The organism is Nocardia sp. NPDC088792 (genome assembly GCF_044750615.1).
Lineage (GTDB): Bacteria > Actinomycetota > Actinomycetes > Mycobacteriales > Mycobacteriaceae > Nocardia.
This window is the reverse complement of the sequence record NZ_JBIVKC010000002.1, coordinates 1,654,669-1,676,983: the sequence shown is the minus strand read 5'-3', so window position 1 is coordinate 1,676,983 and position 22,315 is coordinate 1,654,669. Positions and strand designations below refer to the sequence as shown.

The following is a 22,315-nucleotide window of genomic DNA, read 5'->3' as shown; positions in this document are numbered from 1 at the left end:
CTGGATAGCGGGACCGGGACGGGGGAGAGTGATGGGGTGAACCGCGAAGAACTCGCAGATTTCCTCCGCCGCCGCCGGGAGGGCTTGCAGCCCGCCGCCGTGGGGCTGTCACCGGGGGCCCGCCGTCGTACGCCCGGCTTGCGGCGGGACGAGGTGGCCATGCTGGCCGGGATGTCGACCGATTACTACACGCGGCTCGAACAGGCCCGGGGACCGCGGCCCTCCACCCAGGTGCTGGCGGCGCTGGCCCGGGCGTTGCGGTTCACCGACAGCGAGCGGGATCACCTGTATCACCTGGCGGGGCAGCAGCCGCCGGCTCGCGGTGGGGATACGCATGTGGGGCCGGCCATTCTGCATGTGCTGACGAAATTGGACGACACTCCCGCGTGCGTCATCTCCGATCTCGGTGAAGTGCTGGTGCAGAACCGGATACACACATTGTTGAGCGGAGACTATTCGCAGGCTCGGGGGCTGGAGCGGTGTGTTTCGTGGTTGTGGTTCACGCGGCCGGAAGGGCGCCGGCGGTTTCCGGAAGCCGACTGGGATGGCATGAGTCATAAGCATGTTGCCGATTTGCGGGCTACGGCCGCGCGGCGGGCGGGCGATGCGGATGTGACGGATCTGGTGGCTCGATTGCGGGCGGAGAGCCCGGAATTCGAGCGATTGTGGAATGCGCACGAGGTCGGCACGGGGCACGGTCATGTGAAGCGCATGATTCATCCCGATATCGGGATGTTCGAGCTGGTGTGCGAGCCGCTGCTGACGCCGAGTGCGACGCGGCAGGTGCTGGTTTATTACCCGGCGCCGGGTACGGATACTCAGGAGAAGCTGGATCTGCTCCGGGTCATCGGAACGCAGTCCATGAGTACGTACTGATGCTGTGCCGGAACGGAATTCGGCCCCGGACCGATCGGTCCGGGGCCGAAATGTTTCCGCCGCTTGTCAGTCGTGCGGTACGCCGCAGCGACGCTTACGCGGTTTCAGATGCAGGCCCGGCAGTGGTGGCGCCGGGATGCGCTGCTCGGGAGTATGCCCGGCGATATCGGCGAAGCGTTCGACATCGTGGTTCTCCCAATCGTCGCGGGCCGCTTCGATCTCCTCGTGGCTGCGGGCCACGAAGTTCCACCACATGACCAGGTCCTCGCCGAACGGTTCCCCGCCGATGAGCAGCAGCTGCGCGCCCTGGAAGCTGCTGAGCGGCAGTGTTTTCCGGTCACTGCCCAGGTAGAGCAGTTGCCCGGGACCGGTGGTGACGCCGTCCGCGACGAGTTCACCCTCGATGACCAGCAGGGCGTGCTCGAACTCCGGATTCAGCGGCAGCGCAACGGAATTACCCGCCGCAATGCGCAGGTCCGCGCCCACGATGGGCGTGTACGCGGTGGCCGGTGAGGTGACCCCGCCGAGCGTGCCGATCAGGACGCTGCCGTTCAGGCCCGGCAGTTCGAAGACGGGCAGTTCGCGATGCTGTTCGAAATGCGGTGCGATGAACCTCGATTCGTCCGGCAGGGCGATCCACAATTGCAGGCCCGCGCCCGAGATATGGCCGGGCACCCGGTATTCCGAGTGCGCGATACCGCGTCCGGAGGTCATGAGATTCAACTGTCCCGGCTCGATCTCCACATCGGAGCCGATGCTGTCGCGATGCCGGATACGCCCGTTCAGCGGCCAGGTGACCGTCTGCAATCCGATGTGCGGATGCGGGTCGATGTCATTGCCCTCGGGCAGCGTGGGGGACCCGGAGCCGAAGTTGTCCAGGAAACACCAGGCGCCCACGGTGGGCAGGTCGCGCTGCGGCAGCGTCCGGTGCACGGTCACGCCGCGCACTCCGCCGAGCGGGACTTCCCGTGCGGGAAAGAATTCCGCGCGCGGCCCGGGCCGCCCGGAAGATTCGCAGCGCGTTTCCTCTGGTTTCGGCTCCAGGTCACTCATCGTTTTATGCCCTTTCCGACCACGTGTTCATCGTATTCGGGGTGTTTGTCCAGCCAGCTCTTGATGAACGGGCAGCGCGGCACGATGCTACGGCCGCGGGCGATCACATCCTTGACGGCTTCCTGGGCGAGCAGATTGCCGAGCCCCTTACCGCTGTATTCACCGTCCACCTCGGTGTGGATGAAGACGGTGTCCTCGTCGTCGCGTTCGCGGTATTCGCTGAACCCGGCGAGCGAATTCCCGTACCACACCTCGTACCGGTGTTGCGCGTCGTTACGAACGACTGCGGCTGCCACGGCCTGTTCGCTCATTGTTCAGTTCTCCTTCCGCACCCGCACCGGATGTTTGCTCAAGATCGACACGCGATTGAACGCGCCGATCGTGGTAGCAGCCCAGATCAGGACCGATATCTGGTCATCCGACAAATGTTGCCGCGCAGCAGCATACTCACGTTCGACGATTCCCTCATCCGGCAGCGAGGTCACAGTTTCCGCGAGGATGAGAGCCGCCTGTTCTTGTTCGGAGAACAAGTAGGGGGCTCGTCGCCAAGCGTCCAGAACATCCAGTTGCTGTGCGGTGACTCCGGCCTCGCGCGCGGCCCGCGCATGCAGGTCCAGGCAGAAGGGGCAGCCATTGAGCTGCGACACCCGCACATTCACCAGTTCCATCACCGCCCGCCCCAGATCGACTGCGGCTGCGGCATTCCGCACGGCTATCGCGACGGACTCGAGCGCGTGATAGACCCCGGGTGTCTGTTTGTCGATCCAGACCCGGTCGTGAGCTACTGACGACTGCATAGTGCCCGCATCGTAAAACGAGAAGTTGAACCGTGCCCTCCGGTTTGCAATTTGGCCTGTCGCTCAGCTGGTCACACGCCCAGTCTCCACTCGTGACCGAGCCAGGAACTCCAGGACCGCGGCATGCCAAGCCGCGGGTTGCTCGACCATTGCGACATGACCACCCGGCAATTCCAGATACTCCGCCCCCCGGATACCCGCCGCCTGCTCACGCGCACCCGCCGGATCACACAGCAGATCCCCGGCCAGCCCGATGACCAGCGCCGGAACCTCGATCCGCGGCAGATCCGCCCGCACATCCGCGACCGCCACCAAGGCCGCCTGCGCCGCCGTGCCACCCGGGACATTCGCCGCCGTCACCGCGAGGGCCTCCGAAAGCTGCTGCTCCGACAGCGAATTCACATAGTCGGCACCGAATCCGGCAAGCAGGCAGAGGTGCGCGAACAATTCTCGATCACCCAGCGCCAGCGCCCGCTGCCACAGTTCGACATTCAGCCGCGCCCGATTGTCGGCCCGCGCGAACCCGCCGGTGAGCACCAGTCCGCGCACCCGCTCCGGATACCGCACCGCCGCCCGGACGGCGACCGCCGTACCCAGCGAGAAACCGATCAGCGTGAACGTCTCCGCGCCGTGCCCGGCCGCCGCGGCCACCAGGGCATCGGCCAGTTCGTCCAGGTCCAGCACGGTGTCGTCGGCCGGATAATCGGACCCGATAACCAGGTGATCGCGGGCCAGTAGGGGAATCAGCCCGCCGAAATTGGCCGCGATCCCGCCGCCCGCACCGTGCGCGAGCACGACCGCGGGTCCGGATCCGGTGACGGTGGTGCTGAGCGAAATGTTCGTCATGGCGGCGACGTTAAGGATTCACATGGATGTGAAGGTCAATTCGATGTGGCGGGCGTCACATGCTGATCGGTGAACTGGCCCGGGCGACGGGCGTGCCCGCGCGTTTGCTGCGCTATTACGAAGAACAGGGACTGCTTGTTCCGCAGCGTGATTCGAATGGCTATCGGCACTACCCGGAATCCGCCCCCGCATTCGTGGCGCGCATTCGCGAACTCCTCGACGCGGGCCTGCCCACGCGGGACATCCGCGAACTCCTGCCGTGCGTGACCGCCACCGAAGTCCAGCCCTGCGATATCACGCGAAAGATCCTGAGCGACGGCCTCGCCCGGCTCGACGACCGCATCGCCGACCTCACCCGACGCCGGGCGCTGCTGGAGCGGCAGGCTATTCGGTCGTAGGACGCAGGCGCCGCGTGACCGCGGTCAGGCCGTCCGCGATGGCCGAGAGCTGTTCCGGGGTCAGCACATCCACGAAATACTCGCGCACCGCCGCGACGTGGCCGGGCGCGGCCTGCTCCAATTTGCGCAGGCCGGCATCGGTGAGACGCGCCCACACCGCGCGTAGGTCGCTGTGACAGGTGCGGCGGCTGACCAGGCCCGCCTTCTCCAGCTGATCGATCTGATAGGTGAGCTTCGACTTCGAATTGAACAGGGCCGAGGCGAGTTCGCTCATACGCAGTTCGCGGTCCGGGGACTCGCTCAGCCGGACCAGGATCTCGAATTGCAGGTGGGACAGGTCCGCATCGAATTCCAGCTGCCGGCCGATGCGGCGTTCCAGCAGGCTGGCGGCGGCGAGAAAGGCCAGCCAGGCGCGTTGTTCCTCATCGCTCAGCCACGCCGGACCCATACGGCGAGGTTACCGCCGTTCGCCGGAGGAGGAATAACAACCGGGATGCACCGGTTCAAATTTGAACGGAACGACCCCTACGCCCTGAGACCAGGAGCAAAATGAGTACAGCATCGCGCAGCGATTCGGTGAGGGGTGGTGGTCGGGCGACGGGCGGGCGCGTGACTACGCCTGTCGGCGCCACTGTGCGCACCCGCGTGCAGATTCCGCTGGCCTTCGGTGACGGGTACACGACCATCGCGCAGGCCGTCACCTTCGACGGTCTGTCCGACGGCCGCGAACACGTCGCCTTCGTGCTCGGCGAGCCCACCGGCACCCCGCTCGTGCGCCTGCATTCGGAATGTCTCACCGGCGACGTCTTCGGCTCCGCCCGCTGCGACTGCGGACCCCAGCTGCGCGAAGCGGTGGAACGCATCAGCGACACCGGCGGCGTGCTGCTCTACCTGCGGCAGGAGGGCCGCGATATCGGGCTCTACAACAAGCTCGACGCCTACGCCCTGCAGGATTCCGGCCTCGACACCTACCAGGCCAATACCGAACTCGGCTTCGACGAGGACGCCCGCGACTACACCGCCGCCGCCCAGATGCTGGCCGCCCTCGGCCTCGCCGAAATCGACCTGCTCACCAACAATCCCGACAAGGTCCGGCAGCTGACCGCGCTCGGCGTCACCGTCCGCGACACCCTCCCCACCGGCGTCCATGCCAACGAGAACAACCTCCGCTACCTGCGCGCAAAGGCCGAGCACACCGGCCACACCATCAGTCTCGCCGGCTGATCGGGACGGCTTCCGATGAGAAAGGTCCCCGGCCCTGAACGGACCGGGGACCTTTCGCTACTCGATCCGAACGCTATTCGCGACCGGCGGAGGTGAATGCCATGTCCGCGTAGCGTTCTCCGGTCACCCGGCCCGCGATGGCGTCCAGGGGCGCGAGTTCGTCCGCCGTCAGTTCGACGGTCGCCGCCGCGATATTCTCCGCGACGCGAATCCTGCTGCGCGTCCCCGGAATCGGCACCACCGGCAGCCCGTGCACGCGCCCGCGCGCATGCACCCACGCCAGCGCCACCTGCGCCTGGGTGAGGCCGCGCGCGGTGGCGATGGTCCGCAGCGGGGCCAGCAGTTCGTCATTGGTCACCGCATTCTCGCCGGAGAAACGCGGGAAGCGGCGGCGCGTATCGCCTTCCGCCAGTTCGCCGGTCGCGGTGATCGCCCCGGACAGGAAGCCGCGGCCGAGCGGTGAGTACGGCACGAAGGTCACGCCGAGCTCCGCGGCGGCCGGGACCACCGTGTTCTCCACATCCCGGGAGAACACCGACCATTCCGACTGCACGGCCGCGATCGGATGCACGGCGTGCGCGGCCCGCAGTTCGGGACCGGTCACCTCGGACAGGCCCAGTTGCCGAACCTTGCCCTGCGCCACCAGTTCCGCCATCGCGCCGACGGTGTCCTCGACGGGGACGCCGTCCTGCTTGCGGTGCATGTAGTACAGGTCGATGACGTCGATGCCGAGCCGCCGCAGGCTGGCGTCGACGGCCTGCCGAATGTAGGCGGGGGAGTTGTCGATGCCGCGGTAGGCCGGGTCGTCCGCCTTGCGGACCAGGCCGAATTTCGTTGCCAGCACCACGTTCTCGCGATGCGCCCGCACGAATTCGCCGACGAATTCCTCATTGTGCCCGCTGCCGTACATGTCCGCGGTGTCGAACAGCGTCACGCCCAGTTCCAGTGCCCGCTCCAGCGTGGCCCGGGCCTCGACCGCATCGGTCGGGCCGTAGAACTCGCTGATGCCCATGGCGCCGTAGCCCTGCGCACCGACCTCCACGCCCGCGTTCCCCAGTGCGGTGGTGGGGAGGTTGCCGGTCATGCCTGAATCCTCTCGGTAGCAATACTTTCCACCACGCTGATCTCGCAATCGCTCGGCCTGCCCTCGTAGATGGCGATCTTCCGGTCGAGTACGGCCACCGTGGCCTGCAGTTCCTCGATCTGGGTGAGCACTTCGGCGCGGGTTTTGCGGAACATGTCCAGCCGCTGCGGGAAGGTGTGTTCCCCCGCGCGGACGAGTTCCGCGTACCGCACCATGTCGGCGACCGACATGCCGGTGCGCCGTAGTTTCCCGATGAGATCCAGCCAGCCCAGGTCGCGGTCGCTGAATCGGCGCTGGCCGGTGTGGTCGCGGCCGACGTAGTCCATCAGGCCGATCCGCTCGTACCAGCGCAGTGTGTCGCGCGTGAGTCCGCATCGTTCGGAGACCTCTCCGATCGAATACCGGGGTCGTTCGAAGTCTTCGCCGTGCTGTACCGGCTCCGGAACCGCGCTCATCGGTCTCGCCCCTTCCCTCTGGAACATCGACGACGCTAGCCACCTGGAGTGCACTCCAAGCAAGTCCGATTCTGCCGAATCGGGGGAGTCTCGTAAAACCGGGGATTTCCCCGATGAAACCCCTGGCTTTCGCGCCTACCCTGGGGTTCATGCCTAAAGACATCGATCGGATGCGGGCCAGGTCTGCCCTCGAGACCATCAAGGACCAACCGGTCATCACGGCTATCGCGGCCCTGCCCGTTCTGGTGGTGTTCGGAGTGGTCTGGGCGCTCGCCGGATTCGGCTGGGCGCTGTTGCTGCTGCTGATCGGCGGCGGCGTACTGGCCTGGCGCGTCCTGAAGTCCTGACCCGCGGGTCAGCGGGGCACGTGGAAGCGGACCAGCTCTCCGGTGCCCGGATCCGCGTCGGCCCACGGGCGATCGAATTCGATCACCGCCAGCGCCGACGTGGGGAATTTGCGACTCATCTCCTCGGCCGCGGCCGAGCTTCGGTTGGCCGCCAACTCCCATGCCGTCCACGGCATTCCGGGGGAGTGCCCGACCAGCAGCAGCGTCCGCACCTGTTCGTCCGCGAGCTGGATCATTTCGATCAGCGTGTGCGGCGACGCCTCGTAGATGGATTTCTCGTACGAGACGGGCGCGGTGATCCCGGTGCGGAACAAGGTCTCCCGCGTGCGCACCGACGTCGAGCACAGCACGTGATCGATCGGCGGCTGGGTCTCGCGCAGCCATGCCCCGGCCAGCGCCGCTTCTCGTTCACCGCGGGGCGCCAGCGGCCGGTCGTGGTCCGGCACGCCGTCCGGGTAGCCGGATTTGCCATGCCGCATCAAGATGAGAGTCCGCACCATGCGCACTACGGTATGCGGTGTCGATTGGAGACCGCGCTCACACTCGAGGCACACTGAAAGTGGCGTCACACCGCAGTGCCGACAGTTGGTGAACGCCGTTTATATTAGAACGTGTTCTACCGAACCCGCTCGATCCCGGGCGGAGAAGCACCAGCACGCGACAGTTTCGAGGATCAGCGAGATATGGCATATGTGATCACGCAGCGTTGTTGCAACGACGCCAGCTGCGTACCTGAGTGTCCGGTCGATTGCATTCGCCCCACCCCCGAGCAACGCGAATTCGCGACCACCGAGATGCTCTACATCGACCCCGACACCTGCATCGACTGCGGTGCCTGCGTCGACGCCTGCCCGGTCGACGCCATCTTCTCCGAGGACGACCTGCTCGCGTCGCTGGCCCGGTTCCGCGACATCAATGCCGCCTACTTCCAGCGGCACCCGCTCGAATCCAACTTCGAGCCGCTCGTGGCGCCCAACCGCGCGCCCAAGGAACTCGGCACGCTGCGCGTCGCCATCATCGGCGCCGGCCCGGCCGCCTGCTACGCCGCCGAGGAACTGCTGCGCCGTGCCGATGTCGAGGTGGAACTGTTCGACCGGCTCCCCACGCCGTACGGCCTGGTGCGCGCGGGCGTCGCACCCGACCACCCGGGCACCAAGTCCGTTGCGGGACTGTTCGAATCGGCCTTCCGCCGCGACGCCCTGCAATATCGGCTGAATGTCGAGGTCGGCAAGCATATTTCGCACGACGAACTGCTCGCCCACCACCACGCCGTGCTGTACGCCGTCGGCGCCGCCACCGACCGCAAGCTCGGGGTGCCCGGGGAAGACCTGCCCGGCAGCCACTCCGCCACCGAATTCGTGGCCTGGTACAACGGGCATCCGGACTTCGCCGACCGCGAATTCGATCTGAGCGGCGAACGGGCCGTCATTGTCGGCAATGGCAATGTCGCGCTCGACGTGGCCCGCGTGCTCACTGTCAATCCGGATGAACTGGCCAAGACGGACATTGCCGACCATGCCCTGGATGCGCTGCGCCGCAGCAATATCCGGGAGGTCGTGGTGCTGGGCCGCCGTGGCCCGCTGCAGGCCGCCTACACCTCACCGGAATTCCTGGCGCTCGCGCACCTGAAGGGCGTGGACGTCATCATCGATCCCGCCGAACTGACGCTCGATCCGTCCTCGCAGGCGCAGCTGGACGATCCCGAAGTGGAACCGTCGCTGCGGCTCAAGTACACCCTCGCGGAGGAGTACGCGGCCGCGAAGCCCACCCCGGGCAACAAGCGAATCGTGTTCCGCTACCTGGTGTCTCCGACCGCCCTCACCGGCGACGGCAAGGTGCAGGCCCTCGAATACCAGGAGAACGATCTGGTCGAGGAGAACGGCGTCCTCATGGCCCGCGGCTCCGACCGCACCGGCGTGCTGGAAACCGGACTGGTCCTGCGGTCCATCGGCTACAAGGGTGAACCGGTCGCGGACATCCCGTTCGACGAGACCCGCGGCGTCATCCCGAACGCCAAGGGCCGCGTCCTCGGCGCCGACGGCACACCCGTTCCCGGCGTCTACGTCTCCGGCTGGATCAAGCGCGGCCCGCGCGGCGTCATCGGCACCAACCGCATCGACTCCCAGGAAACCGTCGACCAGCTCATCGAGGACTTCGTCGGCGGCAAACTGGCCGCGCCGCAAGGCAACCGCGCCGCCCTCACCGCCCTCCTCGCCGAACGCCGGCCCGACCAGATCGGCCGCGACGGCTGGAAGGCCATCGACCAGGCGGAGAAGAACGCCGGCAAGTCCGCCGGCCGCCCCCGGGTGAAGTTCACCAGCCTCGAAGATCTGCTGAAGGCCGCCAAAGGGTAGAACAACTCTCGTGACTCTCAGGGGCTGACGCCCCTGAAACCCCTCATGCCTCCGAATGCGTAAGCACTCAGGGCTGACGCTCCTGACCCCCGCGCGTTCGAAAGCGTGAGCTCCTCGGGGCTTGCGGCCTGCCCTCGCGCCTTCGAAGGTGCCGCGGCCCCGCCCTTTTCCCGGGGCGGGGCCGCGTTTCGTTGGTCGCCGCACGGCCCTCTCAGTGGGCGAGGAGGCTGATCTGGAGGCCGTCCTTGGCGCACATGGAGGGGGCCTCGGGGTCGGGCTGGGCATTGCAGCTCCAGCCGTCGATGGTGGCCACGTCGGTATTGCTGATGGTTTGCGCGTATTGCGTTGCGACGTTGATGGCTTCGGTGCAGCCGACGCGGCCGGCCGGGGTCCCGACCGCGATCACCGTGCGCGTGCCGCCGCCCGCGTCGGTGACGGTGCCGCAGTTGGCATCCGCGATGGGCGCCGTCGAGGTGGTGGTCGGCGGTGGGGTCGTGGTGGGCGGCGGGGGTGGCGGCAGCAGGTAGGAGGCGCCGCCGCGCAGTCCGAGCAGCAGGCCGTCCTTGAAGCAGATGTGCGGAACATTGGTGTCCGGCTGCGGTTCACAGGTCCAGTTGTCGACCTGGACGGCGTCGTCGGTGCGGGTCGCGTTCACGTAGTCGTGGGCGACGGTGACGGCTTCGGTGCAGCCGGCGATGCCGACCTGCCGTGCGTAGGCGATGACGTTCGCGCTCCGGCCGTTGGATCCGGTGATCGGGCCGCAGTCGACGTCCGCGGGAGAGGGCGCGGTGGGCATGGGCGGCCGGGTCGGGCTGGGCGGCACCGGCTTCGGGGCCGTGCTGCCGGCCGCGGTGGTGCTGGGTGCGACGGTGGTGCTTGCCGCTGGTTTGCTGGAAGTGCCGGGTGTCGAATTCGTGGATTGGTCACACGCGGTCAGCGTGACGGCCACCGCGGGTAGTGCAACGAGCAACGCCGAGGAAGAGAGCTTCACAGGCGACCTCCTGTCGCGAATCAACCCGGCAGTGGGCCGATCCGCACCGCCGTCGTCGTCAATCCCTCCACCATGAACCACAACCTCAATACCGGATGCCCGGTACGGTCGCCGGATTCGAACCGGCTGCGCACACTGATGTGCTGTCGCGCCCACACCGGCGCGATGTACTCGATCACCGCCCGATGCGGACCAGCCACCAGCTTCGGATAGTCAACCAGATACTGCTCGACAGCCTGCCAATACGCGGCATTGTTGACATGGTTGTACTGATCGATATCCGTGGCACGCACCGGAAATGTCAGATCCACATCGGATTCCGGCGGCGTCGCATCCGTCAGCCACGGCCGCCACCGCAAACGATGCTCCGCCGTCGTCTTCGACAATTCCGCCAGGCCCTCGTCACTGATCCGGGTCGGCATATTGGTGAACTCGTTGATATTGATCCAGAACCCCTCGGTCTCGATCAATCCGCCGTCCGCACTGGTGATCCGCACCCGCATATTCGTCCACCGCGTCGACATCGCCGAACACCAGCGCTGCAATTGCACCCGATCCGGCCAATGGATCGGCCGGATCACATCCACCACCGTCCGCCGCACGATCCACGCCGGATCCGTGCGATGGAAGAATCCGGATTGCATTTCCTCCCAGGCGATGTCCTGCAGATAGCGCGCCACCGCATCGAATCGCAGCCGCTGATAAGGATCCACATCGCCAGCCCGGACGGGCCACGCCGCAGCGAAACCCATGCCCTCCTGGGGAAGCGGGGCGAGTGGCTGATCGAGTGACACTTGTGCTCCTCGCGCTGCACGGTGTGCCGCGTTTCTTCTCAATAAGCGCCTTGTCCGACGCTTGCTGACCGAAGTCCGTGACACGACTCTACGGGGCGGACGCGACCCACTCGCGTCGAGTCGTCTGTACTCCTGCTACGCAGAGCATGACACCGTCCGGACCCACCCCGTAGCCTTGCCTTGTTGCAGATACAACACGGGGAGGCGACGCGGGTGGCCGCAGGTGCGAGGGCCGGTTCGCGGTTCGGGCAGTACGAGTTGCGCAAACTGCTCGGCGTCGGCGGCATGGGCGAGGTGTACGAGGCCTACGACACCGGCCGCGACCGGGTGGTGGCGCTCAAACTGCTCGACGAAACCCTCGCCGGGCAGCCCACCTATGTCGAACGCTTCCGCCGCGAATCCCGCACCGCCGCCAAACTCCAGGAACCGCACGTCATCCCGGTCCACGACTGGGGCGAAGTGGACGGCGTCCTCTACATCGACATGCGGCTGGTCCGCGGCCGCGACCTCAAGGCCTACGTCCACGACGAAGGACCACTGCCGCCCGAGCAGGCCGTCCAGGTGGTGGAACAGATCGCCGCCGCACTCGACGCCGCCCACGACAGCGGCCTCGTGCACCGCGACGTCAAGCCCGCCAATATCCTGCTCACCGGCGAATTGTTCGCCTACCTGGTCGATTTCGGTATCGCGCACGCCGAATCCGACGTGCAGCTGACCGGCACCGGCAGCGCCATCGGCTCCTTCGCCTACATGGCGCCCGAACGCTTCGAACACGGCGCCGCCGTCTCCCCGGCCGCCGACGTCTACGCCCTCGCCTGCGTGCTCTACGAATCCCTCACCGGCGGCGTGCCGTTCCCCAGCGACAGCAATTTCGCCACCATCCGCGCACACATGATGACCCCGCCACCGCGGCCCAGCACCCGGCCGGGCGTACCCGTCACCCTCGACCAGGTGGTGGCCGCCGGCATGGCCAAGGACCCGGCCCGCCGCTACGCCACCGCGGGGCAGCTCGCCCGCGCCGCCCGCACGGCGCTCACCCTGCCCGGGGAGCCCACCCGCACCTCCGTGCCGCCCGCGGTCACCCACCCGCCGACGTGGCAGCCGTATCCCGATGCGGGACAGCAGCACTCGCCCGGCGGGGCGATACCCGTCGGCTATGATCAGAGTCGCGTGGACCCGACCATGCACGCCGGGCGCGCGTCCGGACCGTACGGATCCGGATCGCAGCCGATCCCGGGCCAGGGGTATCCGCCCGCCGCGTACGGGCCGGGTGCACCGGGCATTTCCGCTGGACCGCAGAACATTTCGAACGAACAGGGCGTCCCGCCCCGTTATACGTACCAGCCGCAGCGGCCGGGCTCGGGCGAGCAGTCGGTCCCGCCCGCCGGGTACGGCTATCCGGTGGGCGCCCGCCCCTCCGGAACCTCGGATTTCTCGCGCCCGCAACCCTTGTACGACCACCCCTCCGCCCCGCTGCCGCTGCCGCCCCGCGAACGCGGTTCACTGCCCTACCTGGTCGGCGCGCTCATCGTCGTGGTGCTGCTGCTGGCGGGCGTGGTCGGCTGGATGATCGTGTCGCACAACGGAAACGGCGGCACCGCCGGCGAGCCCGCCACCACCGCGCCGCCCACTGCCGGCAGCGGGCCGGGCTACACCACCCCCGCGGTCGTCACCACCACCCTCGCCCCCTACGTCGGCACCGTCGCGGGCACGGATACGCAGGGCTTCACCACCGCCGGCGGACCGCGGTGCAATGCCGACGATCCGGCCATGGCCGTCGGCCGCAGCACCGCCTCGCGAATTGCCATCTGCCGCACCAGCACCGGCCGCTACTACTACAAGGGCGTGCGCATCAGCGATGGCGCGACCATCTCGATCGACGATCCGGTGCCGGACGGGTCCGGCGGCTACACGGTCACCAATCCCGGCGACGGCACCATGTACCGCATCACCGCGAGCGCCCTGGTGATCACCAGCAACGGTCAGGTCGCCGCCAATGAGCCGATGCAGGAATACGAGCATCGCTGATGAATACGGGCCGCACTGACACCGGAAACCGGGCGACCGGGACAATTCACAGTTCAATGGACTAAGTTCGCTGTATCCGCAGTCGGATGGATCGGAGTTGATCGAGTATGCGAGCAGCAGTGGTGGGCAAGCTGGAAGGCCCGGAAGCCATCGAGGTCCTCGACATCCCCGAACCGGCGGCCTATCCCGGCGGCGTCGTCATCGACGTGCACGCCGCCGGCATCGCCTTCCCGGACGTCCTCATGACGCGCGGGCTCTACCAGATGAAACCGGCGCTGCCCTACGTCGTCGGCTGCGAGATCGCGGGCATCGTGCGCGAGGCGCCCGAAGGCGCCCACGTGCGGGCCGGTGACCGCGTCGTCGCCCTCACCCTGCTCGGCAATGCCGTCGCCGATGTCGCGGTGACGCCCGCCGACATGGTCTTCAAACTGCCCGACAACGTCTCGCTGGAGGCGGGTGCGGGCGTGCTGTTCAACGACCTCACCGTGCACTTCTGCCTGCGCAACCGCGGCCGCATCGCGGACGGCGAAACCGTTCTCGTGCACGGCGCCGCCGGTGGTATCGGCACCTCCACCCTGCGCATGGCGCAGGCCCTCGGCGCCGGGCGGGTCATCGCCGTCGTCAGCACCGACGAGAAGGCCGAGGTCGCCCGCGCCAACGGCGCCACCGATGTGGTGCTCACCGACGGCTGGCTGGACGCGGTCAAGGAGATCACCGGTGGCCGCGGCGTCGACATCGTCCTCGACCCGGTGGGCGGCGACCGCTTCACCGATAGCGTCCGCTCCCTCGCGGGCGGCGGCCGTTTGCTGGTGGTCGGCTTCACCGCCGGCGACATCCCCACCGTCAAGGTGAACCGCCTGCTGCTCAAGAACGTCGAAGTGGTCGGCGCGGCCTGGGGTGAATGGGTCATGAGCCACCCGGGGTACCTGCAGGAACAGTGGGCAGAAGTGGAACCGCTGCTCGCCAACGGCAAGATCAACCCGCCCGATCCGGCGATCTACACCCTCGCGCACACCGCCGAGGCCGTGTCCGCCCTGGACAAGCGCACCGCCACCGGCAAGGTCGTCGTCACCCTCCGCTGAATGTCGGACGGTTCGGCTACCGTGAGCGAATGGTGAAGCTGTCCAACCGGATTCTGAACCGGACACTGCTGGAGCGCCAGTATCTGCTGGAGCGTTCGGCGCTGACGGTTCCGGAGCTCTGCGATCACCTGATCGGGTTGCAGGCGCAGGACATGCTGCCGCCGTTCGTCGCATCCTGGAGCCGCATAAGGGATTTCGACCCGGAGGCGGTGTCGAAAGGACTCGACGATCGCTCGCTGGTGCGAATCACCTTGATGCGCGGCACCATTCACCTGGTCACCCCGCCGGACGCGCTGCGCATCGCACCGCACATCCAGCCGGAACTCGAAAAGATCCCCTTCCGTAAGGGTTTCAACTACGGCGCCATGGTCGGCCTCGACCCGGAAGAAGTCCGCGCCCACGGCGACTCCGTCCTCGGCGACGAACCCATGCCCGCCGCCGACCTCCGCACCCACGCCGCCGCCCGCTACCCGGACCGCGATCCCGGCGCGGTCCTGCAAACCTGGCTCTACCAGCTCCCCGTCCTGCAGACCCCGCCCCGCGGCCGCTGGGGCGACAGCAGCCGGCCCGTCTGGTCCCGCGTCGAACCCTGGCTCGGCACACCACTGGATCCCGGCTACCCGCTGGCGGAACTGCTGCTGCGCTACCTGCGCGCCTTCGGCCCCGCCACCACCATGGACATGCAGACCTGGTCCAAGCTCACCGGCATCAAGAAGGCCGTCGAAAGCCTCGGCGACCGCGTCCGCCTCTACACCGACGACCGCGGCCGCACCCTCTACGACGCCGCCGACACCGGCCTCGCCGACCCGGAGCTGCCGGCTCCCGTCCGCTTCCTCGGCTGGTACGACAATGCCCTGCTCTCCCACCAGGACCGCACCCGCATCATCCCCGACGGCTCCGCTCCACCCCTGCAAGCCTTCGCCGCCCAGGTCTCCTCGATCCTGGTGGACGGCTACCTATCCGGCATCTACAAGATCTTCCCTGAACGCGACACCGCTCGCCTCCGCATCAGTCCTCACACCACCTGGTCGAGGGCCGAACGCGCCGCCGTCGAAGCGGAAGCCCATGCGCTACTGGGCTTCCTGGAGCCGGACCGCACCCCGAGCGTCGAGATCCTCGACCCGGGAGCGAATCTCCGTCCCTGACCGGCACCACGCCGAACGGAGGCCGGCCGTCGCGCCGGCTACCACCGGCGGGCGATTCTTTCGGGCCGGCTCGGCGCTACGCAGTCCCGGGCCGGGTGTCCGCTCCAGTGAGTCCGGCTCGTCCGGAGTACGTCCCGGGTTGTGGCCTCGGCGCGAGCGGCCCGGTGTGGTTTAACCGCAATGAAATACGGTCCGGTTAGGCTCTCCCGCACGGCGCTCACCGGCTGCAACGGGCGTACGGGCACCGTTCGGCACCGAGCGGGCGAACCAGCCGCATTTCCCGGAGGAATGCCGCATGGTGCGCATTACGCCCTTGTCCACCGTCATTCGCGACGTCACCGTCTACGCCGCCACACCTACCGGTCCCGCCTGGCTGGCAGGACAGGATGTGGTTGTCGAGGACGGACGCATAACCGCTGTCGGAGCCGGTGCGGGAACAGGTCTCGACCTGCCGCGGGTCGACGGTAGCGGCGGTCATCTGATTCCAGGATTCGTGAACACCCATACTCACCTGCAGCAATCCGTACTGCGCGGGGCGGGGGAGGGGCTGCCGCTGCTCGAATGGCTGCACTGCGTCGGCGAATTCACGGTGGCGGCCACACCCGAGCAGACCTATCTCGCCGCGCTGGCCGGTGGGCTCGAACTGCTGCGCAGCGGCGTCACCACGGTGGTGGAGCACATGTGGCCGAATCCTTCGGAGGCCGTGCACGATGCGGCACTGCGGGCGCTGGACGAACTCGGCCTGCGTGTGGTGTTCGGGCGCGGCATCGCCGATCGGGCCGACGCCTCCCGGCGCTGGGGCATGGATCCCAGACTGCTGCAACCACTTCCGGAAGTCCTCGCTCATATCGACGATCTCGATGCGCGCCTGGCGGATTCCCGCATCACCACCGCACTGGCCGTGCCCAACCCGCGCTGCCTCACCCCCGACGGCATGGCCGCCGTGCGCGAATACGCCGGGCGCACCGGCAAAACCATTTCCATCCACTTGTCGGAGACGACCACCGACGATGACATGTGCCGATTGCATGCAGCCTGCTCGGCCGTCGACTACCTGGACCGCGGCGGCCTGCTCGGACCGCGCACACTGGCCGTGCACTGCTGCCACCTCGACGAACACGGCCGGCAAGTGTTCGCCGAGCGTGGGGTCGCCGTCTCCTACAACCCGCTGAGCAATATGCGGCTCGGCAGCGGTATCGCTCCCATCCCCGAAATGCGGGCCGCCGGAATCGATATCGGCCTCGGTGTGGACGGTGCGGCCAGCAATGACACCCAGGACATGCTGCTGGCCCTGCGCATGGGCGCGTACCTGCAGCGCGCCGCCCATCGGCAGGCCGACCTGCTGGGCTTTCCCGACATGCTGCACATGGCGACCCGCGGCGCTGCCCGCGCCCTCGGCCTGCCCGCGGGCCCGGCCGGCGTGACCGTCGGCGATCCGGCCGATCTGGTCCTGCTCCGCTTCGATCGCGACTTCGCCTGCCTGCCGGTGCGTGATCCGGGTGCGGCCCTGCTGACCACCGCATCGCCGCGCGTGGTGGACACCGTGTGGGTCGACGGCGAAGCCGTACTCCGCGACGGCCGCAGTAGCCGCACTGACGAGCGGACGCTCACGAAGCAGCTAAGTGACATGCAGTAGCTGTTAATGATTTCGAAACAGCACATCGATTGCATGTAATTCAACTCGGCAACACTGATCTCACGCACATGTTGCACGCAATACAGGAGAGAAGGTGAGTGCGGTGGGCGAGATCTCCTTCGCCGGCGTCGGCAAGCGCTACGACGGCACGGGCACCGGCGAGGTCGTGGCCCTCGCCGATATCGACCTGCGCATCGGCAATGGCGAATTCGTCGCCGTCGTAGGGCCTTCCGGCTGCGGCAAGTCCACCCTGCTTCGCGTCGCAGCCGGATTGGAGCAGGCCACGGCGGGAAGGGTGGTGGTCGAGGCGGATTCGGTCGGCTTCATCTTCCAGGAAGCCACCCTGCTGCCCTGGCGCAAAGTGCAGCGCAATGTCGAACTCGGCGCCGAACTGCGCGGCATCGACCGCCCGACCCGCCGCGCTCGTGCCACCCGCGCCCTGGCGGCGGTCGGCCTGGCCGACTTCGCGACCAAACTGCCGGGTCAGCTCTCGGGCGGCATGCGCATGCGCGTGTCGCTGGCCCGCGCCCTGACCCTGGAACCGCGACTACTGCTGCTCGATGAGCCCTTCGGCGCGCTCGACGAGATCACCCGGCTGAGCATGCAGGAGGAACTGCTGCGGCTGTACCGCGACAACGCCTTCACCGCCCTGTTCATCACGCACTCGGTCTCCGAAGCGGTGTTCCTGGCTGGACGCGTGGTGGTCATGTCGGCCCGGCCGGGCCGCGTGCACGAGGTCATCGATATCGATCTGCCGTACCCGCGCGGCCGCGAACTGCGCTTCGAACCCGCCTTCACCGCACTGGTGTCCCGCGTGTCCCGATCCCTGAAAGAAGCCTCCTGATGGTCGGTCTCGCCTTACCCGCCGCACCTGTCCGTACCCGCCCGGCCCTGCGTTTCCGGCCGCAGCGCCTGCTCGCGCGGCTGGCCGTGCCGGTCGTCTGCGTCGGCCTGGCGCTCGCGGCCTGGTACGCCGTCTCCCTGCTACTGCTCGCACCCGACCGGCGGTTCCTACTGCCGACACCGGACCGGGTATTCACCCAATCCCTCAGTAACCCGGCCAAATTGGAGGTCATGCTGCGGGCGCTGGCCGTCACCGCGCGCGTGGCGGTCACCGGACTGGCGGTGGCCGCCGTCCTCGGTATCGCCATCGGGGTGCTGATGAGCCAGGCCAAGGTGGTCGAGCGCGTCGTGTATCCGTACGCGGTGGTCCTGCAAGCCATTCCGGTGCTGGCGGTGGTGCCGCTCATCGGCCTCTGGTTCGGTTACGGCTCGACCGCTCGCACCATCGTGTGCGTGCTCATCGCGGTGCATCCGATCATCGCCATGACCCTGTTCGGTATCCAATCCGTCGACCGCAACCTGCGGGAGCTCTTCACCCTCGGCCGCGCGAACCGATTGCGCCGCTTGATCTCTCTGGAACTACCTGCCGCGCTGCCGTCCATCATGGCCGGGCTGCGCACCGCCGCCGGACTTTCCGTCACCGGCGCCGTCATCGGCGACATGTTCTTCGCCAAGGGCCAACCCGGCATCGGCACCCTGCTCGACATGTACCGCGCCCGGCTGCAATCCGAGGATCTACTGGCCGCCCTCGTCCTCGCCGCCCTGTTCGGCGTCGCCGTCTTCGCCGTCTTCACCGCCGCTCAGCGGCTCACCGTCGGCCGCTGGCACCCCTCCGGCCGCTGAAAGAGAGAATCATGCACCCCCGCCTGCGCGGACTCGGCGTGGCCGCCGTCGCCGCACTCACCGTCGCCACCGCCGCCTGCTCGTCCTCCGGTACCACCGATTCCGCCCCGGTCAGCCTGCCCGCCGCGCCTGCCGCGCAACAGCTTTCGGGTGTCTGTCCCGCCACCGTCGTCGTCCAGCTGCAATGGGAACCCGAAACCGATTCCGGTCCGCTCTTCGGGCTGCTCGGTCCCGGCTACCGCGTAGACGCCGACAATGGCAAGGTCACCGGTCCCCTCGTGGTGGACGGCAAGGACACCGGCGTGAAACTGGAGATCCGGGCCGGCGGCCCCGCCATCGGCTTCCAGACCGTCCCCTCCCAGATGTATGTCGACCCCTCGATCACGCTGGGGCTCAGCCACTCCGAACAGGCCGTGGCCGCCGCCGCGAAACAACCGCTGATCGCCGTCACCACCCTGTTGCGCGACAGCCCGCAGATGATCATGTGGGACCCGAAGAGCCATCCGGACTGGCACGGCATCGCCGACATCGGGAAAACCGGTGCACCCGTGGTGGTCTCGCAGGGGCAGCTCTACCCCGACTGGCTGGTGTCCAAGGGCCTGCTGAACAGCAAGCAGATCGACACCTCGTACGACAATTCCCCGTCCCGCTTCGTCGCCGATCCCACCCTCGCGCAACAGGGCTTCGCCAACTCCGAGCCCTACGTCTACGAGCACGAGGTCTCGGCCTGGCAGAAACCGGTCGCGTATCAACTACTGCGCGACGTCGGCTACGAGGGTTACGCCCGCACCGTCAACGTGCGCGCCGACAAGTTGAACGAGTTGCGACCGTGCCTGCAACGCCTCGTCCCCATGATCCAAAGGGCCACCGCGCAATTCCGCGCCGACCCGAGCCACGTGAACGACATCGTGGTCGACGTCGTCGCCAAGACCCCGAAGTTCACGCCCTACAGCGCCGCCCTCGCGGCCTACGGCTCGAAGACTCTCATCGACAAGGGTCTCCTCGGCCCCGATACCGACGGCGTGATCGGCAGCTTCGACCTGGCCCGGGTGCAGCGCGTCATCGACGGCTTCGCCCCCATCCTGCGCAAGAGCGGCGCGGCCGTCCCCGACCACCTCACGGCCCGCGACCTCGTCACCACCGAATTCCTCGACAAGACCGTCACCGGCTGAAAACCCTGACCACACAAGGAAACCCCATGACCTCCAGCTACGACCTGTCCGAAGTCGCCCGCGAACAGCGCATGGGCGGCCTCGGCTCCGAAACCGACACCCGCGAGATCCATGTCATCGACCTCACCGATTTCGACGCCCGCCGCACCGAGATCACCGACCAACTCTGGACCGCCGCCACCGAGATCGGCTTCTTCCAGCTCTCCGGCCACGGCATCCCGCAACCGCAGATCGACGACATCTTCGCCCGCACCGCAGACCTTTTCGCCCTCCCCGAACCCGTCAAGGCCCAATACCCCCTGGTCAAAGCGAACAATGCCGGATGGGAGAGCCTCACCCAGGTCCGCCCCTCCATCGGCGTCCCGGACCAGAAGGAGTCCTACCAGATCACCCGCCCGCACATGACCGGACTCTGGCCCGCCGACACCGAACTCCCTGGATTCACCGCAGCCGTCCTCGAATTCGAGCACGCCTGCTGGACCGTCGCCGTGCGCGTCCTCTCCTGCTTCGCCGACCGGCTCGGCTTCCCCCGCGAACACTTCACCGCCGCACACGATCCCGCCTCCCCGCACTACCAATCCACCCTGCGCCTGCTGCACTACTTCGCCGTCCCGCCCGCACTGCGCGCCGTCCCCGGCCGCTGGCGCGCCGGCGCCCACACCGACTTCGACTGCCTCACCCTGCTTTTCCAGCGCGACGGACAAGGCGGCCTGCAGGTCTGTCCCGGCAAGGAGATGGCCGACCAGCAATGGACCTCCATCACACCGTCATCCACCCTGATCACCTGCAATATCGGTGACATGCTCACGCGTTGGAGCGATGACGCCCTGCCCTCCAACTTCCACCGGGTCCGCGGCCCCGGCCCCGACGAATACCAGGGCGACCGCTACAGCATCGCCTACTTCGCCCAGGCCGACCGCGACGCCGTCATCCAGGGACCCGGCGGCGCCTACCCGCCCGTCACCGCCGCCGACTTCCTCACCCAGCGCGTGCAGGCCAACTACCGGCCGCAACGGTAGTTTCGACACCATCACGAAAGGACACCCATGACCGACACGGACAGCGAACTGCTCGGCCCCTCGGTACATCGGCAACTGCGGCAACTCGTGCTGTCCGGTGAACTCGCCCCCGGCACACCGCTGTCCGTACTCGCACTGTCCGCCCGGCTGGGCGTGAGCCGCAGTCCGGTCCGGGAAGCCGTGCAACAGCTCATCTACGAGGGCCTCGCGGTGACCGTCCCGCACGCCGGCGCCCGTGTCGCCGTCGTCGACGACGACCGCATCCGCGAGGTCCTCACCGTGCGCGCCGCCCTCGACGGCCTCGCCGCGGAAGCCGCCGCCACCCGCCTCACCGAATTCGATCTCGGCAAACTCGCGGCCATGCTCTCCGCACAGGAAGAGAACCTGCTCGACAACGCCGACCCCGCCCGCGACACCGAACTCGACCTCGAATTCCACACCTTCATCCGGGAGCGTTCCGGAAACCGCACGCTCACCGAGGAACTCGCGCGCCTAGAAGCCCAGGCCCACCTCTACCGCGGCGACCTCTGGCAGCACCCACGCAACCGGCGCATCGCACTGCGCGAACACCGCCGCATCCTCGACGCCCTCGAATCCGGCCACGCCGCCGACGCCCGTGACGCCGCCGACGCGCACGTTCACGGACTGATCACCCGCCTGACCCGAGCCTGAACCGGCCCGGCGGGCATCGGCTCAGTGCGTATTCCGGTATGCCGGAGCCTTACTCGAACTCGCCGGCGTCAGCGTCCGCAGCAACGGCAGCGCGCGCCGCTCCACCACCGTGGACAGCACCACCACACTGTGTGACCGCACCACCGCACCCGACCGATCGATACTCAGCAGCACCGACTGCAACCCCGAATGCGAATCCGCGCCGATCCGGCACAACACATCGCCGGTACCGGTGGTCGCATAGGCCTCCAGCACCCCCGGAATGTTGTCCAGATCGGCCGCCACCGCATCCAGCGCGCCCTGCGCGATCTCCAGCGTCACGAACGCTTGCACGTCGAAACCCGCTGCGGTGACATCGATCTGGGGATCATAGGAGGAGATCACCCCCGCCTCCTCCATGCGCGCGATGCGCGACTGCACGGTCGCGCGGGCGACCCGCGTGCGCCGTGACAACTCCAGGATTCCGGCCTTCTGATACTCGTGCATGGCAGTGAGGATGGCCAGATCCAGTTCGTCCAGCTTGGCCGGCGTACGCGCCATGGTGGACCTTCCGCTCGGGGACGATGCTTCTATTCAAATTGTCCAGCACAACGCAGCAAATGATGCCCCAATTCACCAGGGTGTCTACTCGAATTCGGCGATATTGCCCAATTGGA

25 protein-coding genes are annotated in these 22,315 nt (G+C 67.6%); 14 read left to right on the top strand and 11 right to left on the bottom strand.

Annotated features, from left to right (window positions below):
* Positions 1-36: 36 nt before the first annotated feature.
* Complete coding sequence (locus ACIP5Y_RS16750) at positions 37-876, top strand: helix-turn-helix transcriptional regulator (protein ID WP_400351017.1); 840 nt, start codon at positions 37-39, stop codon at positions 874-876.
* Positions 877-942: 66 nt separating this feature from the next.
* Here the strand turns inward: ACIP5Y_RS16750 and ACIP5Y_RS16745 are convergent, their stop codons facing one another.
* From ACIP5Y_RS16745 to ACIP5Y_RS16730, 4 genes are all read right to left on the bottom strand, one after another.
* A complete protein-coding gene (locus ACIP5Y_RS16745) occupies positions 943-1,815 on the bottom strand; it encodes a pirin family protein (RefSeq protein ID WP_400351016.1) in 873 nt (290 codons plus the stop codon).
* A 110-nt stretch (positions 1,816-1,925) separates the two neighbouring features.
* Positions 1,926-2,240, bottom strand: a complete 315-nt coding sequence (locus tag ACIP5Y_RS16740) for a GNAT family N-acetyltransferase (protein ID WP_400351015.1) — start codon at positions 2,238-2,240, stop codon at positions 1,926-1,928.
* A gap of 3 nt (positions 2,241-2,243) precedes the next feature.
* Entirely contained in the window at positions 2,244-2,726 is a 483-nt protein-coding gene (locus tag ACIP5Y_RS16735; RefSeq protein WP_400351014.1) for a carboxymuconolactone decarboxylase family protein, read from the bottom strand.
* A gap of 63 nt (positions 2,727-2,789) precedes the next feature.
* On the bottom strand, positions 2,790-3,572 hold the full coding sequence (locus tag ACIP5Y_RS16730; RefSeq protein ID WP_400351013.1) for an alpha/beta fold hydrolase: 783 nt from the start codon (positions 3,570-3,572) through the stop codon (positions 2,790-2,792).
* Positions 3,573-3,631: 59 nt separating this feature from the next.
* Here ACIP5Y_RS16730 and ACIP5Y_RS16725 point away from each other — a divergent pair, with 59 nt between their 5' ends.
* The gene (locus ACIP5Y_RS16725) at positions 3,632-3,970 is read left to right on the top strand and encodes a MerR family transcriptional regulator (RefSeq protein ID WP_400351012.1); all 339 of its coding nucleotides are present in this window, start codon (positions 3,632-3,634) and stop codon (positions 3,968-3,970) included.
* On the opposite strand, the gene ACIP5Y_RS16720 is transcribed toward ACIP5Y_RS16725, so the two are convergent.
* Positions 3,957-4,418: a MarR family winged helix-turn-helix transcriptional regulator gene (locus tag ACIP5Y_RS16720; protein WP_400351011.1), complete on the bottom strand. Its 462-nt coding sequence runs from the start codon at positions 4,416-4,418 to the stop codon at positions 3,957-3,959. The genes ACIP5Y_RS16725 and ACIP5Y_RS16720 overlap by 14 nt on opposite strands.
* 161 nt (positions 4,419-4,579) lie before the next feature.
* On the opposite strand from ACIP5Y_RS16720, the gene ribA reads away from it, so the two are divergent.
* Entirely contained in the window at positions 4,580-5,194 is a 615-nt protein-coding gene (gene ribA / locus ACIP5Y_RS16715) for a GTP cyclohydrolase II (protein WP_400351010.1), read from the top strand.
* Between the two features lie 73 nt (positions 5,195-5,267).
* On the opposite strand, the gene ACIP5Y_RS16710 is transcribed toward ribA, so the two are convergent.
* Together ACIP5Y_RS16710 and ACIP5Y_RS16705 are read right to left on the bottom strand one after the other, a co-directional pair.
* A complete protein-coding gene (locus ACIP5Y_RS16710; RefSeq protein WP_400351009.1) occupies positions 5,268-6,278 on the bottom strand; it encodes an aldo/keto reductase in 1,011 nt (336 codons plus the stop codon).
* On the bottom strand, positions 6,275-6,733 hold the full coding sequence (locus tag ACIP5Y_RS16705) for a MerR family transcriptional regulator (protein WP_400351008.1): 459 nt from the start codon (positions 6,731-6,733) through the stop codon (positions 6,275-6,277). Before ACIP5Y_RS16705 ends, ACIP5Y_RS16710 begins: the two co-directional genes overlap by 4 nt.
* A 149-nt stretch (positions 6,734-6,882) precedes the next feature.
* On the opposite strand from ACIP5Y_RS16705, the gene ACIP5Y_RS16700 reads away from it, so the two are divergent.
* Complete coding sequence (locus ACIP5Y_RS16700) at positions 6,883-7,080, top strand: hypothetical protein (RefSeq protein ID WP_397017086.1); 198 nt, start codon at positions 6,883-6,885, stop codon at positions 7,078-7,080.
* Between the two features lie 8 nt (positions 7,081-7,088).
* Here the strand turns inward: ACIP5Y_RS16700 and ACIP5Y_RS16695 are convergent, their stop codons facing one another.
* A complete protein-coding gene (locus tag ACIP5Y_RS16695) occupies positions 7,089-7,580 on the bottom strand; it encodes a SixA phosphatase family protein (RefSeq protein WP_400351007.1) in 492 nt (163 codons plus the stop codon).
* 183 nt (positions 7,581-7,763) lie between these two features.
* On the opposite strand from ACIP5Y_RS16695, the gene ACIP5Y_RS16690 reads away from it, so the two are divergent.
* Complete coding sequence (locus tag ACIP5Y_RS16690; protein ID WP_400351006.1) at positions 7,764-9,434, top strand: FAD-dependent oxidoreductase; 1,671 nt, start codon at positions 7,764-7,766, stop codon at positions 9,432-9,434.
* A gap of 211 nt (positions 9,435-9,645) precedes the next feature.
* Here the strand turns inward: ACIP5Y_RS16690 and ACIP5Y_RS16685 are convergent, their stop codons facing one another.
* Together ACIP5Y_RS16685 and ACIP5Y_RS16680 are read right to left on the bottom strand one after the other, a co-directional pair.
* A complete protein-coding gene (locus ACIP5Y_RS16685) occupies positions 9,646-10,425 on the bottom strand; it encodes a hypothetical protein (RefSeq protein ID WP_400351005.1) in 780 nt (259 codons plus the stop codon).
* Between the two features lie 20 nt (positions 10,426-10,445).
* The gene (locus ACIP5Y_RS16680) at positions 10,446-11,219 is read right to left on the bottom strand and encodes an acyl-[acyl-carrier-protein] thioesterase (RefSeq protein WP_397017094.1); all 774 of its coding nucleotides are present in this window, start codon (positions 11,217-11,219) and stop codon (positions 10,446-10,448) included.
* A gap of 183 nt (positions 11,220-11,402) precedes the next feature.
* On the opposite strand from ACIP5Y_RS16680, the gene ACIP5Y_RS16675 reads away from it, so the two are divergent.
* The 9 genes from ACIP5Y_RS16675 to ACIP5Y_RS16635 all read left to right on the top strand — a co-directional run bounded on the left by ACIP5Y_RS16675 (position 11,403) and on the right by ACIP5Y_RS16635 (position 21,659).
* Positions 11,403-13,247, top strand: a complete 1,845-nt coding sequence (locus tag ACIP5Y_RS16675; RefSeq protein ID WP_400351004.1) for a protein kinase — start codon at positions 11,403-11,405, stop codon at positions 13,245-13,247.
* 107 nt (positions 13,248-13,354) lie between these two features.
* Positions 13,355-14,329, top strand: coding sequence for an NADPH:quinone oxidoreductase family protein (locus ACIP5Y_RS16670; protein ID WP_397017099.1), 975 nt, complete (start codon positions 13,355-13,357; stop codon positions 14,327-14,329).
* Between the two features lie 29 nt (positions 14,330-14,358).
* On the top strand, positions 14,359-15,474 hold the full coding sequence (locus tag ACIP5Y_RS16665) for a winged helix DNA-binding domain-containing protein (RefSeq protein WP_400351003.1): 1,116 nt from the start codon (positions 14,359-14,361) through the stop codon (positions 15,472-15,474).
* Between the two features lie 295 nt (positions 15,475-15,769).
* Positions 15,770-17,110 (top strand): amidohydrolase family protein, encoded by a 1,341-nt coding sequence (locus ACIP5Y_RS16660; protein WP_400351002.1) that lies wholly within the window; start codon positions 15,770-15,772, stop codon positions 17,108-17,110.
* A gap of 94 nt (positions 17,111-17,204) precedes the next feature.
* Positions 17,205-17,954 carry an ABC transporter ATP-binding protein gene (locus ACIP5Y_RS16655; RefSeq protein WP_400351001.1) on the top strand — a complete coding sequence of 250 codons (750 nt, stop codon included), beginning with the start codon at positions 17,205-17,207 and terminating at the stop codon, positions 17,952-17,954.
* Positions 17,954-18,796: an ABC transporter permease gene (locus ACIP5Y_RS16650; RefSeq protein ID WP_400351000.1), complete on the top strand. Its 843-nt coding sequence runs from the start codon at positions 17,954-17,956 to the stop codon at positions 18,794-18,796. The genes ACIP5Y_RS16655 and ACIP5Y_RS16650 overlap by 1 nt, the downstream gene beginning before the upstream one ends.
* A gap of 11 nt (positions 18,797-18,807) precedes the next feature.
* Positions 18,808-19,968, top strand: a complete 1,161-nt coding sequence (locus tag ACIP5Y_RS16645; RefSeq protein WP_400350999.1) for a nitrate ABC transporter substrate-binding protein — start codon at positions 18,808-18,810, stop codon at positions 19,966-19,968.
* A 26-nt stretch (positions 19,969-19,994) separates the two neighbouring features.
* Positions 19,995-20,987 (top strand): isopenicillin N synthase family dioxygenase, encoded by a 993-nt coding sequence (locus ACIP5Y_RS16640; RefSeq protein WP_400350998.1) that lies wholly within the window; start codon positions 19,995-19,997, stop codon positions 20,985-20,987.
* Positions 20,988-21,014: 27 nt separating this feature from the next.
* A complete protein-coding gene (locus ACIP5Y_RS16635; protein ID WP_400350997.1) occupies positions 21,015-21,659 on the top strand; it encodes a GntR family transcriptional regulator in 645 nt (214 codons plus the stop codon).
* 21 nt (positions 21,660-21,680) lie between these two features.
* Here the strand turns inward: ACIP5Y_RS16635 and ACIP5Y_RS16630 are convergent, their stop codons facing one another.
* Positions 21,681-22,199 carry an Lrp/AsnC family transcriptional regulator gene (locus tag ACIP5Y_RS16630; RefSeq protein ID WP_400350996.1) on the bottom strand — a complete coding sequence of 173 codons (519 nt, stop codon included), beginning with the start codon at positions 22,197-22,199 and terminating at the stop codon, positions 21,681-21,683.
* Positions 22,200-22,315: the final 116 nt, after the last annotated feature.